The organism is Moritella yayanosii (genome assembly GCF_900465055.1).
Lineage (GTDB): Bacteria > Pseudomonadota > Gammaproteobacteria > Enterobacterales > Moritellaceae > Moritella > Moritella yayanosii.
Genome location: NZ_LS483250.1, coordinates 2,290,294 through 2,304,845, shown reverse-complemented (window position 1 = coordinate 2,304,845; position 14,552 = coordinate 2,290,294). Strand labels below are relative to the sequence as shown.

Sequence of the window (14,552 nt, the reverse complement as noted above, 5' to 3'; positions counted from 1 at the left end):
AGCCACCGCGAGAGACTATTTTGACGATAGTTTCTGAGCTTATTGCCGATAGCATGTTTTAAGTTACTTTATTAGCATAGTCAGCTCAGGCTTGTGATCTTAATGTGTATATTATATCCGCATTTTGGCGTGGCTAAAAATTAAATTATTTCACTTAATATCAGTGCGGTCGTGCAAATTTACTCTAGTCTTGAAGTCTAAATTTAACTTTTATGATGAGTGTAAGAATGCCCAGAAAATTATGTTATTTATTGGAACTACCTGATTCTAAAGTGACATTTAGTGTATTACTCATAGCAGATAAAGCCTGCTTGTCTGTGCCTGGTATTGATGAGTGTTATGCCATCGATCGCCTTATGATCGTTGAAAATCCTAGTGCGCAATTACAAGGTTATTATATTTGTGATTATGCAACACCCGTCTGGTCACTTGAAGACTTGTCACTACAAGATATCGGCTTACTCTCGGCACATTTTGGCTTGCTGATTGAGCATGAGTATAATGACATTTATGCGATGGAAGCACATCCACTTATTGATGTTGGAAAATATCAGTCAATTAAAACCTGATTTATAATTTAAATGTCACATTCATTCTGTCTTAATCGTGCTATAACAGTGTGTACTCAGCGAGATTAATGGTCTGTGATGTGAAGAGGAAATGATGGCTAAACTGAAAAATGAAAAGAAATTATTTAAAGCTGCGATCGCATTAGGTACTCAGTACTTACAGCAACGTGGTAGTACATTTACAACGACTGATCCAGAAGACGTTAAAGCGCAATATATTTATAAAGCGTTAGTGTTTGATAAGCTGATGCAGCCGCTGGCTAAAGATCAAGAAAGCACCCTCAATATTAAACATAAATTAGCTATTTGGATCTCTCGAAAATTACCGGCTGACCACCCTTTACTTACCGGCGAATAATAGTTCGATGTTGGGTTGAATACGTTATAGAACGTGTTCAGCCCATTTTCATGGACGCTTAATGACGCTGTAAGAATAACGTCGCGGCCTTAATACCTGCATTATAATCGCCTTCGAGCGTGTTAACTTGACGCGTTAAGGTGGGTGTTTGTAGTTCTTCATCCGGTGCTATTTCGATAATATGGATACCTGCTGGTGGATTTCGCATAAACTCGCAAGTGCTGTTGTATTCTTTGCTGTAATTATCAAGCAGCTTGGTGAGTACGGTATCGTGCCTAACCCAGTAGGTAAGTAAGCAATGGAATGGACACCGCCTCACCCTTTCGCGCTGTTGATTATGGTGTAGGCTGTAAGCAGGTGAATTTTATTTATCATAGGTGACATATTATGAAAAATATAATTAGAGTTGGTGTTGATTTGGCAAAAAACGTGTTTCATATTCATGCTATTGATGAGAATGAAACAATAGTTTGGCAAGGAAAATACAATCGCACCACTTGGTTGAAGGCGATTGTGAAACGAGTACCAACAACCGCGGTAATCGGCATGGAAGCTTGTGGTTCAGCTAATTATTGGGCAAGAGAGCTCACAGCACTTGGTTACAGTGTTAAATTAATAGCCGCTCAATTTGTTAAACCTTATGTTAAAACAAACAAAAATGACAAAGTTGACGCTGAAGCCATTTGTGAAGCAATCAGCCGACCTAATATGCGCTTTGTTAATATAAAAACAGTTGAGCAACAAGATATTCAATCTAAGCATCGTGTTCGTGAAGAATTAATTTGCCACAGAACTGCAAAATCAAACCAAATCAGAGGGCTCGTCAGTGAATACGGCATTGTAGCGCCTATTGGTATCGCTTATTTACGAAAAGCGATACCAATGTGGTTAGAAGAATCCGACAACGGTTTAACATTTGATTTTAGGGCTTTGTTGCTCACGCTCCAGGAAGATTTAATTCTTGTAGATGAAAGAATTGATTTACTGACAGCACAAATTAAAAATAATGTTGCAACTAATCCCATAGGAAAAAAGTTGATGAAAATTATCGGGATTGGTCCTTTGGTCTGTAGTGCATTGTTAATGGCACTTGGTGATGGTAAGCACTTTAAGAAAGGCAGAGATTTTGCAGCATCTTTAGGCTTGGTTCCTAGGCAATACAGCACAGGTGGGCGTGCTAATTTACTCGGCATTAGTAAGCGAGGTGATGGTTATTTAAGAAAATTATTAGTTCATGGCGCTAGAGCAGCTTTTCGTCATGTCAAAGATAAGACAGACCCTTTAAGTTTATGGATAAAACACTTGAGTGAAAAAAAACACCCTAATGTTGTTATCGTTGCACTTGCTAACAAATTAGCACGAATTTCATGGGCGTTAGTTGCTAACGACACCGAATACACAGAAACATTGGCCGCTGGTTGATTGTATTAAAATAATTTTCATATTCGAAGTTGTAGGTAATACTTAGGTTACAAATAGTAAGCACATTATTTAAAAATTGCAAAAGTAAAAGAGAGATGGAAAATAGGTTAAACCATCACTAGAAAAACCCTAACTGAGCGAAGAGTTAATAACTCGTGTAAGCGATTGGGATCTAGTGTGCGAATGAAGCCATTGAGGTTCGATGCTAAATAAAAGCATTATTTAAGAAACCGAATACACGTGAGCAGTCATACCTTCATTTTCATTGAAATTTTACTTGCAATAGAGGTTGTGTCCATACACGTTCTAAAAGGGATAGTTTTTCTACCCACTGTCGGGTTCTGGTCCTGATCACAATAATATTATTCGCCCCTAAATCGACCGCCTTCTTTACCGGTATCGGATCGACGAGCCCACCATCGATATGAATATCATTACCAAGCTTAACCCCTGGACGAAACACGATGGGTAAGGCACACGAGGCTATTATCTGCCGAAACCAACGGCTCGGTTCTGCATTTTGATAACTTGCTTGGCCTTTTAATTTGTCACAACTGGTGATCACAAAAGGGCGGGAGTTTAAACGTCGTGTTGCTTGAATTAGATCGATAGGATCATGTAGCGCTAATATATCATGTAATTCAGCCAATTCCATGGCATTACCACCTTTGATAAAGCGTGTCCAATCAACAAAGGTAGTTGATTTAGCAAGGTGATTAATAAGTCGTAGCGAATATTTCTTTTGCCCTGCAATAAATGCAGATAAGTTTAAGGTGCCAGCAGAGCTGCCAATAAACAGATCGAAAGGATCATAACCATGGTCTAAAAAGGTATCTAATACTCCAGCAGTAAATACGCTGCGCATACCACCACCTTCAACAACAAGTGCTGTTTTAATCATAGCAACCTCGATATATTTGCTTGTTCTAACCACCATGTCTGCAATGGGTATAACAAACGTAGGATAACTACCAAAATTTGGTAGTTATGTGTATCTGTGTTACTTGATAAGTATCGAATAAGACTGTGACAGCTAAGTGAAGCAAGGATGACGTTATGGTGACAAAAACGAGAAGGTGTTGACTAACCGTCGAGGATACTGGTGATACCACCTTTATCACCAGTTTTTAAAGCGAGGGTTTATTTCAAATCAATAAAAGTAAGCGCGTCTTGCAAGGTTTTCTCTGGTATTTCTTCCATTGGTACATGACCCGCATCAGGGTAGGTGATCAAGGTTGACCCCGAGATATTAGCGAGCCATTGCTCACTCAGTGTGGCAGGAACCCAAATATCTTTTTCACCCCACATCAGTAACGTCGGTGCTGTGATGCTACTGAAGTTTAGCGGTGCGTGCCGATCGTTTTTTTCAGCTAACATGGCAATGGTGTAGGCATAAGCTTGTTTAGCGCCTGGACGCAACGACAGATGAATGTAACGGTCCATGTTGGCTTTAGTGCTCCGTGCTGGCTCGCCATAGGCATTTTTTACCCCCATCGCGACAATGAACGGTGGGAATACATTTTGTTAAAAATAAAAAAGCCCCGAATTTGCATTAAATTTCGGGGCTTTTTAAATTTTAATTTTTTTGTACTAAATAATCTAACGTATTCACGCGAATATTATTTAGCTAGAGATTCAGTTAGGTTAGGACGGATCTTAGCAAGCATATCTTTAAGTACACGTGGTGCTGCTGCAACTGAGTTACCAGATTTGAAGAAATCATGGCCGCCTGCGAAATCAGTGACGATTGCGCCTGATTCAGTCGCAATTAAGTTACCTGCTGCAGTTTCCCAAGGTTTTTGACCCATGCTCCATAAACTGTCGATACGACCAGCTGCTAGGTAAGCAAGGTTAAGTGCAGGACAACCTGCGGCACGGATATCAGCACATTCAGAGAATAATGCGCCGAAGATGTTCATGTAAGTATCTTGCTGATGCTTCATGCTGTGTGGGAAGCCTGTCGCTAAAACAGTACCAGATAAATCTTTAGCAGAACCAGCACGTAAACGGTAACCGTTTAATTGTGCGCCTTTACCACGACATGCTGAGAATATTTCATCACCGATAGCATCAAAGATAACAGCAACTTCAGCTTTACCTTTAACGTGTAAAGCGATTGATACAGCGAAATGTGGAATACCTTTGATAAAGTTAATATGACCGTTTAGTGGGTCAATGATCCACTGGTAGTCTGTATCTGCACCAGTTGTAGCACCGCTGTCTTTTGCGATGATCGTATGCTCTGGGTAAGCTTTTTTAATTGTAGCGATAATAGCTGCTTCAGCTTCTTTTTCTACGTTAGTCACAAAATCATTTGTGCCTTTTTGCTCAACCTTAGTTTTGCTCGGATCACCATAAGCTTTTACGATTACATTGCCTGCGTCACGCGCAGCACGGATCGCGATTGTTAGCATCGGATGCATACTATTACCACCAAATTTTTGAAAGAACGGGAATTAGGGCGCGGAGTATACCCAACTTAACGTAAAGATCCAAAGTAATTATTATAATTTTTTACACCTTATATTTATTCTTAGTATATTTTTACATTTTCACCGCGGCTTATTACATCAGCTACGGGTTAATTGTGATAGAATTCGCGACCATAAATTAACAACTCCAATAATAGTCTAACTCTTGCTTTCAACCTGTGGTTTAAATGGCTTGTTTGACTATTATGCATCTTTTTAGGTATTAATTATGTTAGCAAACGTAAAAGTTGTATTAGTCGGTACATCTCATCCTGGTAATATTGGTTCGGCTGCTCGCGCAATGAAAACCATGGGTTTCACGCAATTAGTGCTAGTGGCTCCGTTATGTGAGATTGATGAGAAATCAGTAGCATTAGCTGCCGGTGCTGCAGATGTATTAGAGAATGCAACGATCGTCGATACCTTAGAAGAAGCAGTAGCAGACTGTGGCCTTGTGATTGGTACCAGTGCGCGTTCACGCACGCTGCAATGGCCAATGCTGGATTCACGTGAAGCTGGGTTAAAATTAATTGAAGAAGTACCGAATTATCCAGTGGCACTGGTATTTGGTCGTGAGCGTATTGGTTTGACCAATGATGAGCTACAAAAATGTACTTATCATGTATGTGTTGCTGCAAACCCTGAATACAGTTCATTGAATTTAGCCATGGCAGTACAGATCTTAACGTACGAAACACGTATGGCATATCTTGCTACCAACACTTATCCTGAACAAGAGAACCCATATCCAAAGCAAGCGGAGCTTGAAATGTTCCATACGCATCTTGAACAGACATTGTGGGATTCTGGTTTTATTAACAAAGCCCACCCCGGTGTGGTGATGAATCGTTTACGTCGACTCTTCACCCGTGCTCGTCCTGAAACTATTGAATTAAATATTTTACGCGGTGCATTAGTGTCTATCCAGCGTAATTTTAAAAAATAGTCGCGTTGAAGTAGCGTATTGATGACGCTAAAATAATACCCGACTAAATTAGTCAGGTATATACTTGACCATTTCAGTCAGGTATGTAACCATAGCTTTAAATAACAGTTTAGAGGTTGCTATGCGATTGACATCGAAGGGACGTTACGCAGTTACAGCTATGATTGATCTTGCATTGCACGCAGAAATGAAGCCTGTACCACTGGCTGAAATATCCGAGCGGCAAAGTATTTCTCTGTCGTATTTGGAGCAGTTATTCTCTCGATTACGTCGAAAGAATCTGGTAGCAAGTGCACGAGGACCCGGTGGAGGCTATAAATTAGGCATGTTACCTGGGGATATTTCTGTTGGTATGATCATCGATGCAGTTGATGAGAATGTAAAAGCGACTAAGTGTGATTCTTCGGGTGGTTGTAATGATGGAAAACGTTGCTTAACGCATTCACTTTGGGATGATTTAAGTAAGCGGATTAGTGATTTTCTTGATAACATATCGCTTGCGGATTTGATGACAAATAATGAGATAAAGCAGATCGTTAATGATCAAGATCATGACCGTCAAATGTTAAACAAAATTGATGTAAATATTATTTGATAATTGTTTAATTAAAACATAATAGAATTATAATTATAAGTATGAACACGGTTAGCGGTTTAACTGTGTTGTATGGAGCAATGACTAGATGAAAAAACCTATTTATTTGGATTATTCTGCCACTACGCCTGTAGATCCTCGTGTAGCAGAAAAAATGATGCAATGCTTAACGATGGATGGCATTTTTGGTAACCCTGCGTCTCGTTCACACCGTTTCGGCTGGCAAGCAGAAGAAGCAGTAGACATTGCTCGTAATCAAATTGCAGATTTAGTAAATGCAGACCCACGTGAAGTTGTAATCACTTCGGGTGCAACTGAATCAAACAACCTTGCTATTAAAGGTGCCGCGCATTTTTATAAGAAGAAAGGCAAGCACATCATCACAAGTAAAATTGAGCACAAATCTGTGCTGGATACTTGTCGCCAACTTGAGCGTGAAGGATACGAAGTAACTTATTTAGACCCTACACCTGAAGGTTTAATTACGGTTGAAATCCTTGAAGCTGCAATCCGTGAAGATACAATCATTGTTAGTATCATGCACGTGAATAACGAAATTGGTGCGATTAATGATATCGCTGCATTGGGTGAACTTTGTCGCGCTAAGAAAGTCTTATTCCATGTAGATGCTGCGCAAAGTGCGGGCAAATTACCAATCGATTTCTCAGAACTGAAAGTAGATATGTTATCAGTATCGGCGCATAAAATTTATGGCCCTAAAGGTATAGGTGCACTATACGTACAACGTAAACCGCGTGTCCGTCTTGAAGCGCAAATGCACGGTGGTGGTCATGAACGTGGTATGCGTAGTGGTACATTAGCAACTCACCAAATCGTGGGTATGGGTGAAGCTTTCCGCATTGCTAAAGAAGAAATGCAACAAGATACAGACCATGCGGAAGCATTACGTAAACGTTTCTGGGCTGGCATTGCCGATATCGAAGAAGTATATCTAAATGGCCACGCGGAACAACGTATCGTAAGTAACCTAAACGTAAGCTTTAACTTTGTTGAAGGTGAGTCATTAATGATGGCACTGAAAGACCTTGCGGTTTCTTCTGGCTCAGCTTGTACATCAGCAAGTTTAGAACCATCTTATGTACTACGTGCATTAGGTCTAAACGATGAAATGGCGCATAGTTCAATTCGTTTCTCATTCGGTCGCTTTACGACAGAAGAAGAAGTTGATTATGCAACCAGCATCATTAAAGACAACATCAGTAAACTACGTGACATGTCACCTCTATGGGAGATGTTTAAAGATGGTGTCGATTTAAGTACTATCGAGTGGGATCACCACTAATCGTTCACCTTTTTTCACGAAAATTTATATTTAGTTTGAAGGAGTTATATCATGGCTTATAGCGAAAAAGTAATCGACCATTATGAAAACCCACGTAACGTAGGTTCATTTGATAAAAATGATCCATCTATCGCAACTGGTATGGTCGGCGCACCTGCTTGTGGTGACGTAATGAAGTTACAACTTAAAATTAATGATGACGGCATTATTGAAGATGCTAAATTCAAAACTTATGGTTGTGGTTCTGCGATAGCATCAAGTTCTTTAGTTACCGAATGGGTAAAAGGTAAGAGCATTGAGCAAGCGGGTAAGATCACCAATATGACTATTGCTGAAGAGCTAGAATTACCACCAGTGAAAATTCACTGTTCAATTCTTGCTGAAGATGCAATTAAAGCCGCAATTGATGATTACAAAAAGAAAAGAGTGTCTTAGGAGTTAATATGGCAGTTACTTTATCGGACTCTGCTGCTGCTCGCGTTGCTAGTTACCTTGAAAAACGTGGTAAAGGTGCCGGCTTACGCCTAGGTGTGAAAACATCGGGTTGTTCTGGCCTTGCTTATATCCTTGAGTTTGTTGACGCTATTGATGAAAACGATGAAGTTTTTGTTGAAAAAGGTGTTACCGTTATCGTGGATAAAAAAAGCCTCGTTTATCTTGACGGGATCGAGTTAGATTTCGTCAAAGAAGGCCTAAATGAAGGGTTTGAATTTAATAATCCTAACATGAAGGGTGAATGCGGCTGTGGTGAAAGCTTCAACGTGTAATACTGATAAACCCAAATAACTTGGTTATTTGGGTTTTGTTTATTTAATCTATTTATTAAAGGTCGTCAGATGAACCATTTTGAGCTGTTTGGTTTACCCGTTAATTTTGAATTAGATAGTGCCGGTTTAGCAACAACATATCGAGAATTACAACGCACACTACACCCGGATAATTTTGCTAACAATAGTGAGCGAGAGCGCTTATTATCAGTGCAAAAATCATCGCAAGTTAATGATGCTTATTCAATTCTTAAGTCGCCAATTCAACGTGCAGAATACATCCTTGCCGTTTGCCATGAAGATATTCGTGGTGAGCAAAAGACATTACAAGATCCAATGTTTCTTATGCAGCAGATGGAACTACACGAGCGTCTTGAAGATATCCCACATGCCGCTGATCCTGAACAAGAAATTTCAGAACTTGATGATGAGTTAACCTTATCAATCAAACAATATTTGCAAGAATTTAATGAATTGGTCAGTACCGAACATTATAATGACGCGGCGAATGTGGTGCGTAAATTAAAGTTTGTTTATAAACTGCAAACACAATTAAGTACACTTGAAGATAGTTTACTTGATTATTAATCAAATAATTTAAATTTAAGAACCTAAAACATGGCATTACTTCAAATTGCTGAGCCGGGACAAGCGGCAGCACCTCATGAACATAAACTTGCAGTGGGTATCGATCTAGGCACGACTAATTCATTAGTGGCAAGTGTCTGTAGTGGCAGTGCTAAAACCTTAGTTGATAATACTGGCCGAGATATGTTGCCTTCAGTGGTACGCTATACGGCGGATTCAGTTGTGGTTGGCGAAGACGCGGCACAACAAGCGATAAGCGATCCAGAAAATACCATTTCTTCGGTCAAGCGTTTGATGGGCAAAGCATTCTCAGATATTGATCCAGCACGTATTCCGAACATACTGGTTGAATCGGCATCCGGACAACCGTTAATTAAGACGGTGGCAGGTGAGCTTAATCCGGTACAAGTATCAGCAGAAATTCTAAAAGCATTAGCAGCTCGTGCAACAGAGACACTTGCTGGTGAACTTAATGGTGTCGTTATCACTGTACCTGCTTATTTTGATGATGCACAACGTCAAGGTACGAAAGACGCTGCCAATATTGCAGGGTTAAATGTTTTACGATTATTAAACGAGCCAACGGCAGCCGCGATCGCGTATGGTTTAGATGCTGGTCAAGAAGGTATTATTGCTGTTTATGACCTTGGTGGTGGAACGTTTGATATATCAATTTTACGTCTGCATAAAGGTGTTTTCGAAGTGCTCGCAACCGGTGGTGACTCCGCGCTAGGTGGGGATGACTTTGATCATTTAGTTGTGGACTGGATCTATGCTGAATCTGGGCTTGTGGGTAAGCAGTCTCTAGCGATGCAACGTCTGCTGCTAACGGAAGCCAGACATGCGAAACAAGCACTCACAGATAGCGACAGTGTTGCGATTAATATCGCAATAGAAACGGTTAATTGGCAAGGAACATTAAACCGTTCAACATTTGAAGGTCTTATCCAGCCATTGGTTAAACGTACTTTATTAGCGTGTCGTCGTTCGTTAAAAGACGCTGATATCAGTAAAGACGATATACTTGAAATCGTGATGGTTGGCGGTTCAACACGGGTGCCGTTAGTCCGAGCCAAAGTCGGTGAGTTTTTTGCTCAAGAGCCACTCACCAGTATCAACCCAGATAAAGTTGTTGCGATTGGCGCTGCTATTCAGGCTGACGTATTAGTCGGTAATAAACCTGATTCAGATTTATTACTATTGGATGTTACGCCTTTATCACTTGGTTTAGAAACCATGGGTAACTTGGTTGAAAAAGTTATTCCACGTAACACCACGATCCCTGTCGCACGTGCGCAAGAGTTTACCACGTTTAAAGATGGTCAAACGGCGATGACGATTCATGTGTTGCAAGGTGAGCGTGAGCTGGTTGATGATTGTCGTTCATTAGCGCGTTTTTCACTGACGGGTATTCCACCAATGGCAGCGGGTGCTGCGCATATTCGTGTGACGTTCCAAGTGGATGCTGATGGTCTATTAAGTGTATCTGCCATGGAGAAATCATCGGGTGTATCCGCCTCTATTCAAGTTAAACCGTCGTACGGGTTAAGCGATGATGAAGTGGCTAACATGCTTAAAGATTCAATGACGTATGCACAAGAAGATGTAACAGCGCGGATGTTAGCTGAGCAACAGTTAGAAGCAGCCCGAGTAATGGAAAGTCTGATTGTTGCCTTGCAGCAAGATGGTAAAGCTTTATTGTCAGATACAGAACAAACTGCGATTGAAGCAGCGATGCAAACGCTTGATCAGATCCGTCAAAGTGATGATAGAGATGCTATTGAAAAAGAAATTGAAACAGTCGATAAATTAACACAAGATTTTGCTGCTCGTCGTATGGATGCATCAATCCGTAAGGCGTTGCAGGGTCAGTCGGTAGATAAGGTCTAAGAAATGCCAAAAGTTATATTTTTACCTCATGCAGAGTTATGTCCAGAAGGTTTATCTGTTGAGGTTGAGAAAGGTGAAACTATTCTTGATGTTGCATTAAAAAACAACATTATCATTGAACATGCCTGTGAAAAGTCATGTGCTTGTACAACGTGTCATGTCATCGTGCGTGAAGGTTTTGATTCACTAGTAGAAAGTGATGAACTTGAAGATGATATGCTAGATAAAGCTTGGGGTTTAGAACCTGATTCGCGTTTAGGTTGTCAAGCAACCGTTGCAGATGAAGACCTAGTTGTAGAGATCCCTAAATACACGATCAATATGGTGTCAGAAAGCAATTAATTGCTCGCCAAGCTAGATGCCTCCGTGATGCGCATAAATAGCCTAAGCGAACTAAACTGAAAGTAACTGTGCAGTCAATTTATCGCTGCACAATATTTATTTCAGGGAGGTTTTATGGAATTAGCGTGGTCTGATAGTACCGACATTGCAATTACACTAGCTGAAAACTATCCAGAGCAAGACCCACATCTAGTCAGATTTACAGATTTACGTAGGATGATTTTAGGATTAGCAGAGTTTACCGATGATCCTAATCATTGTGGTGAACGTGTTCTTGAAGCTGTGATGCTTGCTTGGATTGATGAATATTAACTCTTTAATTGTTAATAGGTAATCGTTAATAGAGAATAAGCCCATAGTTAGCGTTATGCTGACTATGGGCTTTTTTTTCTTTAACTTGTTAATATTAAAGATTAAATTAGGTAAGCGGTTAGTGCTGAATATTAAAGAGCGACATCGAATAATTATTGATTGTATGGGGCCGACATATCAGCAGGTTTATTCATAAAACGGGGTGCGGAATGTTGTGTATAGCATTAATGCTATACACAAATAAAGCTACCTAACCATATTCAATTTAGTCTCTTTAATAGCTGCAATGATCTCGTTATGGGAATGCTGCTTTAACAGCAGAACAGCAGCTCGTACAAGCTTGGTATCATTGATGTCATTCTCACTACCGAGCACATCAATAACCTCCATCAAGCTTTGCGATTTAATATCATTAGCTAATGTTTTCAGTCCTACTCGCTCATGTTCAAGAAAACGAATTGGCAATGGTGATATCTTTGTCGTAGGCTTGACCGCAAACACATTCGCAGTTTTCACTGGTTCACTTACCGTTTCAGCTTTGCTTTTTTTCGTTAGAATTTTAAGTTGTACTCTTTCTTTTGGTGACAGCTTACTTTTCGATTTCAATTCTGCTAATTGTTGCTGTTCTTGCTCAGTCATTATTTATGATCTCTTTTGCTAAATCTTTGTAGTAACGTGCAGCGACATGCGCTTTATTGGTGACCGATGCAGGGTTATGCTCAAACTCAGCTTCAACAAATAAACTACGTTCCCATATTACTGTTTTAGTTGTTTGCTTAGGCCAACGCTCTTTTAAATATTCGGTCCCATAAGTCAATGCACGTTTTGCTGATTTTTGAATTCGGGCAGGTAACACTTTAAATGTTATTTCGTCTTCTTCTACAAATTTTACATCTTGAATATGCTCTAACAGTGTTTCAACACCGTCCAAGCTATGCTCTTTAAATTCAGTTGGGAATACATATTCTGTCGCAGCCATTATTGCATTTAATCCTAATACCGATGTACCCGGGTTCGTATCGATAATGATAAAGTCATAGTTATCTTTGACCTTATCTAAATGGATTTTTAATCGCTCTTCTCGTCTTGGCAATAACATCATATCCATATCGAGTTTCGTCATAACATCGCCCTTTCTTCCCGCTATAACATGAAGAAATTCGGACTCAACCCCATCGACTACCGCTGGGTAAATAGATTTTGTAATGTCGAATTTACGATCGAGTAATGCATCACCAATATAAAATTCAGCATCTTCTCGCCCGAAAAATTTGGTTGTATCGCCCTGCCCGTCAAAATCGAGTGTCAGAACTCGCTTACCTAAACAGCTTAATTCATAGGATAAGTTCACAGTCGTAGTGGTCTTGGTAACGCCACCTTTACGACAACCGATCATAATAATTCGAGCAGACATAACATACCTCATTTATGTATAGCATCATTGCTACACACAGGGTAATACATAAATGAAACTGTGTATATCATCAATGCTATACACTTTAATGTTACGTAAATACAGCGTCTTAGATGATACAATGAGATCATCAAAAATAAGGTGCGGGTATGAAACGCTTAAAACGCTATAAATTTTCAGCTTGGCCAAACAAAGATATACTCATGGTTGCCGCAGGCGTTTACGCGCTAGAAGATGATGCAAGACAAGGGCGTGTTTTTGGCGTTAAGCCTTACTTAAACCCACTATATGATTAGTGTATAGCATTAATCATTCCGATCTAAATCCAATATCTGGGCGTAACTTATCGAGTTTTAAATTTTCAGGGAATACGATCACATCACCTTTTACTAATGTCTCAACCCATTCACCTAATTTACGATCTTTCCATTTTTTCTTACCCATTGGCTTTTTAGTTAATAGAAAATAGACAGTGTCGCCATGATGTACTCACTGGTTTTTTCTTGTTGATTATTTTACTTTCTAGAATGGAAATATACTTTAAAACCCAGCGATTTATGGTTGCATGATCAACTGATATTCTACGTTCTAAAAGTATCTCTTCAATATCACGATAACTGAGTTTATAAGCAATGTAATAACGCATGGCGTTTAAGATGATATCTCTAGGAAAATGTGCACCTTTGATCATATTGATCACTCGCTTAACAAATTAGAGCTGAACTGAATTGTACTATATGTTTAGGTATTTGTGACAGAACCCTTTACAGGGCGATCCCCTGGCAGGTGATTACTCTGTTATGTGTATAACCTGCGTGTGTTCAAAAAATTAAATATATTCTTGAAAAACATATTGACCTTCCTCCTTAGGGGAACATTATTCTTGGCGATAACTGAACTTTGACTCGTTAAACTAAAAATAAAATGGGGTGTAGTAAAAATGGGAGAATTCATTCGATACCAAGGTGAAGAGGCGCTAGGTCTTATTGAAACATTGGGTATGGTACCTGCTATTTACGGGGCCGACACAATGCTCAAAACGGCCAACGTAAAGCTTGTAGCATATGAAAATATAGGATCCACACTGGTCACTATCATGGTTAAAGGTGACATTGCGGCAATCGAAGCATCAGTGAGTGCAGGTGCTGCGGCGGCAAAAAGTATTGGTAATTTAACGGCATCTAACACAATGCCGCGTCCCATTAAACCGATTGGCGACATTGTTTCAGTTCACGGTTTACCTGTAGATGGGCCACAAAGCGAATCAGGTGCACGCCCGAAGGCAATGTGTTTTATCGAAACATTTGGCTTTGTGTTGGTTTTAGAAGCTGCTGACGCAATGATTAAGGCTGCAGATGTAGAGCTTGTTGGATATGAAAACGTTGCGTCGGGATATATTTCTGTGCTTATGCAGGGTGATGTTTCCGCTTGTATAGCGGCTGTTGAAGCGGGTGTTAAGGCTGTTGAAAATATGGGGGCAGAAGTTTATAGCTCAGTCGTTATTCCTTCTCCACACCCAGATCTAATTAAAATTACGCAGTTGTACAATTTCGATAATTTATTGCCTTAGATTAT

Annotated in this window: 21 protein-coding genes and 1 pseudogene; 14 read left to right on the top strand and 8 right to left on the bottom strand. The window is 39.9% G+C overall.

Annotated features, from left to right (window positions below; genetic code table 11):
• Positions 1 to 227: 227 nt before the first annotated feature.
• Entirely contained in the window at positions 228 to 569 is a 342-nt protein-coding gene (locus tag MORIYA_RS10615; RefSeq protein ID WP_112715052.1) for a hypothetical protein, read from the top strand.
• Between the two features lie 91 nt (positions 570 to 660).
• Positions 661 to 927, top strand: coding sequence for a DUF5062 family protein (locus MORIYA_RS10610; protein ID WP_006031210.1), 267 nt, complete (start codon positions 661 to 663; stop codon positions 925 to 927).
• A 58-nt stretch (positions 928 to 985) separates the two neighbouring features.
• On the opposite strand, the gene MORIYA_RS21610 is transcribed toward MORIYA_RS10610, so the two are convergent.
• Positions 986 to 1,246 carry a DUF6363 domain-containing protein gene (locus MORIYA_RS21610; RefSeq protein WP_269461244.1) on the bottom strand — a complete coding sequence of 87 codons (261 nt, stop codon included), beginning with the start codon at positions 1,244 to 1,246 and terminating at the stop codon, positions 986 to 988.
• Positions 1,247 to 1,314: 68 nt separating this feature from the next.
• Here MORIYA_RS21610 and MORIYA_RS10600 point away from each other — a divergent pair, with 68 nt between their 5' ends.
• Positions 1,315 to 2,349 (top strand): IS110 family RNA-guided transposase, encoded by a 1,035-nt coding sequence (locus MORIYA_RS10600; protein ID WP_112712331.1) that lies wholly within the window; start codon positions 1,315 to 1,317, stop codon positions 2,347 to 2,349.
• A gap of 262 nt (positions 2,350 to 2,611) precedes the next feature.
• Here the strand turns inward: MORIYA_RS10600 and MORIYA_RS10595 are convergent, their stop codons facing one another.
• The 3 genes from MORIYA_RS10595 to suhB form a co-directional block, all read right to left on the bottom strand.
• Complete coding sequence (locus tag MORIYA_RS10595) at positions 2,612 to 3,250, bottom strand: patatin family protein (RefSeq protein WP_232011599.1); 639 nt, start codon at positions 3,248 to 3,250, stop codon at positions 2,612 to 2,614.
• A 239-nt stretch (positions 3,251 to 3,489) separates the two neighbouring features.
• A complete protein-coding gene (locus MORIYA_RS10590; protein ID WP_232011598.1) occupies positions 3,490 to 3,792 on the bottom strand; it encodes an alpha/beta fold hydrolase in 303 nt (100 codons plus the stop codon).
• Positions 3,793 to 3,968: 176 nt separating this feature from the next.
• Positions 3,969 to 4,772 (bottom strand): inositol-1-monophosphatase, encoded by an 804-nt coding sequence (gene suhB, locus MORIYA_RS10585; protein ID WP_112715050.1) that lies wholly within the window; start codon positions 4,770 to 4,772, stop codon positions 3,969 to 3,971.
• 277 nt (positions 4,773 to 5,049) lie between these two features.
• Between suhB and trmJ the strand changes: the two genes are divergently transcribed.
• From trmJ to iscX, 9 genes are all read left to right on the top strand, one after another.
• Positions 5,050 to 5,766 carry a tRNA (cytosine(32)/uridine(32)-2'-O)-methyltransferase TrmJ gene (gene trmJ, locus MORIYA_RS10580; RefSeq protein ID WP_112715048.1) on the top strand — a complete coding sequence of 239 codons (717 nt, stop codon included), beginning with the start codon at positions 5,050 to 5,052 and terminating at the stop codon, positions 5,764 to 5,766.
• Between the two features lie 121 nt (positions 5,767 to 5,887).
• Positions 5,888 to 6,361, top strand: coding sequence for a Fe-S cluster assembly transcriptional regulator IscR (gene iscR, locus MORIYA_RS10575; RefSeq protein ID WP_112715046.1), 474 nt, complete (start codon positions 5,888 to 5,890; stop codon positions 6,359 to 6,361).
• Positions 6,362 to 6,449: 88 nt separating this feature from the next.
• Positions 6,450 to 7,664 (top strand): IscS subfamily cysteine desulfurase, encoded by a 1,215-nt coding sequence (locus MORIYA_RS10570; RefSeq protein ID WP_112715044.1) that lies wholly within the window; start codon positions 6,450 to 6,452, stop codon positions 7,662 to 7,664.
• Between the two features lie 51 nt (positions 7,665 to 7,715).
• On the top strand, positions 7,716 to 8,099 hold the full coding sequence (gene iscU, locus MORIYA_RS10565) for a Fe-S cluster assembly scaffold IscU (RefSeq protein ID WP_112715042.1): 384 nt from the start codon (positions 7,716 to 7,718) through the stop codon (positions 8,097 to 8,099).
• A gap of 8 nt (positions 8,100 to 8,107) precedes the next feature.
• On the top strand, positions 8,108 to 8,431 hold the full coding sequence (iscA, locus tag MORIYA_RS10560; protein ID WP_112715040.1) for an iron-sulfur cluster assembly protein IscA: 324 nt from the start codon (positions 8,108 to 8,110) through the stop codon (positions 8,429 to 8,431).
• A gap of 69 nt (positions 8,432 to 8,500) precedes the next feature.
• Positions 8,501 to 9,019 (top strand): co-chaperone HscB, encoded by a 519-nt coding sequence (gene hscB, locus MORIYA_RS10555; protein ID WP_112715038.1) that lies wholly within the window; start codon positions 8,501 to 8,503, stop codon positions 9,017 to 9,019.
• 30 nt (positions 9,020 to 9,049) lie between these two features.
• Entirely contained in the window at positions 9,050 to 10,909 is a 1,860-nt protein-coding gene (gene hscA / locus MORIYA_RS10550) for a Fe-S protein assembly chaperone HscA (RefSeq protein ID WP_112715036.1), read from the top strand.
• 3 nt (positions 10,910 to 10,912) lie between these two features.
• Entirely contained in the window at positions 10,913 to 11,251 is a 339-nt protein-coding gene (gene fdx / locus MORIYA_RS10545; RefSeq protein ID WP_112715034.1) for an ISC system 2Fe-2S type ferredoxin, read from the top strand.
• Positions 11,252 to 11,365: 114 nt separating this feature from the next.
• On the top strand, positions 11,366 to 11,563 hold the full coding sequence (gene iscX, locus MORIYA_RS10540; protein WP_112715032.1) for a Fe-S cluster assembly protein IscX: 198 nt from the start codon (positions 11,366 to 11,368) through the stop codon (positions 11,561 to 11,563).
• Between the two features lie 246 nt (positions 11,564 to 11,809).
• On the opposite strand, the gene MORIYA_RS10535 is transcribed toward iscX, so the two are convergent.
• The gene (locus MORIYA_RS10535; protein WP_112715030.1) at positions 11,810 to 12,202 is read right to left on the bottom strand and encodes a hypothetical protein; all 393 of its coding nucleotides are present in this window, start codon (positions 12,200 to 12,202) and stop codon (positions 11,810 to 11,812) included.
• Positions 12,195 to 12,977, bottom strand: a complete 783-nt coding sequence (locus tag MORIYA_RS10530) for a ParA family protein (RefSeq protein WP_232011597.1) — start codon at positions 12,975 to 12,977, stop codon at positions 12,195 to 12,197. Before MORIYA_RS10530 ends, MORIYA_RS10535 begins: the two co-directional genes overlap by 8 nt.
• 149 nt (positions 12,978 to 13,126) lie before the next feature.
• Between MORIYA_RS10530 and MORIYA_RS20840 the strand changes: the two genes are divergently transcribed.
• The gene (locus MORIYA_RS20840; RefSeq protein WP_162629268.1) at positions 13,127 to 13,273 is read left to right on the top strand and encodes a hypothetical protein; all 147 of its coding nucleotides are present in this window, start codon (positions 13,127 to 13,129) and stop codon (positions 13,271 to 13,273) included.
• Positions 13,274 to 13,286: 13 nt separating this feature from the next.
• Here the strand turns inward: MORIYA_RS20840 and MORIYA_RS21605 are convergent, their stop codons facing one another.
• Together MORIYA_RS21605 and MORIYA_RS21360 are read right to left on the bottom strand one after the other, a co-directional pair.
• On the bottom strand, positions 13,287 to 13,421 hold the full coding sequence (locus MORIYA_RS21605) for a hypothetical protein (RefSeq protein WP_269461243.1): 135 nt from the start codon (positions 13,419 to 13,421) through the stop codon (positions 13,287 to 13,289).
• A gap of 31 nt (positions 13,422 to 13,452) precedes the next feature.
• Positions 13,453 to 13,668: pseudogene (locus MORIYA_RS21360) on the bottom strand (IS6 family transposase); the annotation flags it as partial.
• 249 nt (positions 13,669 to 13,917) lie between these two features.
• Between MORIYA_RS21360 and MORIYA_RS21800 the strand changes: the two are divergent.
• On the top strand, positions 13,918 to 14,547 hold the full coding sequence (locus tag MORIYA_RS21800) for a BMC domain-containing protein (RefSeq protein WP_112715026.1): 630 nt from the start codon (positions 13,918 to 13,920) through the stop codon (positions 14,545 to 14,547).
• The last annotated feature ends 5 nt before the right edge of the window (positions 14,548 to 14,552 follow it).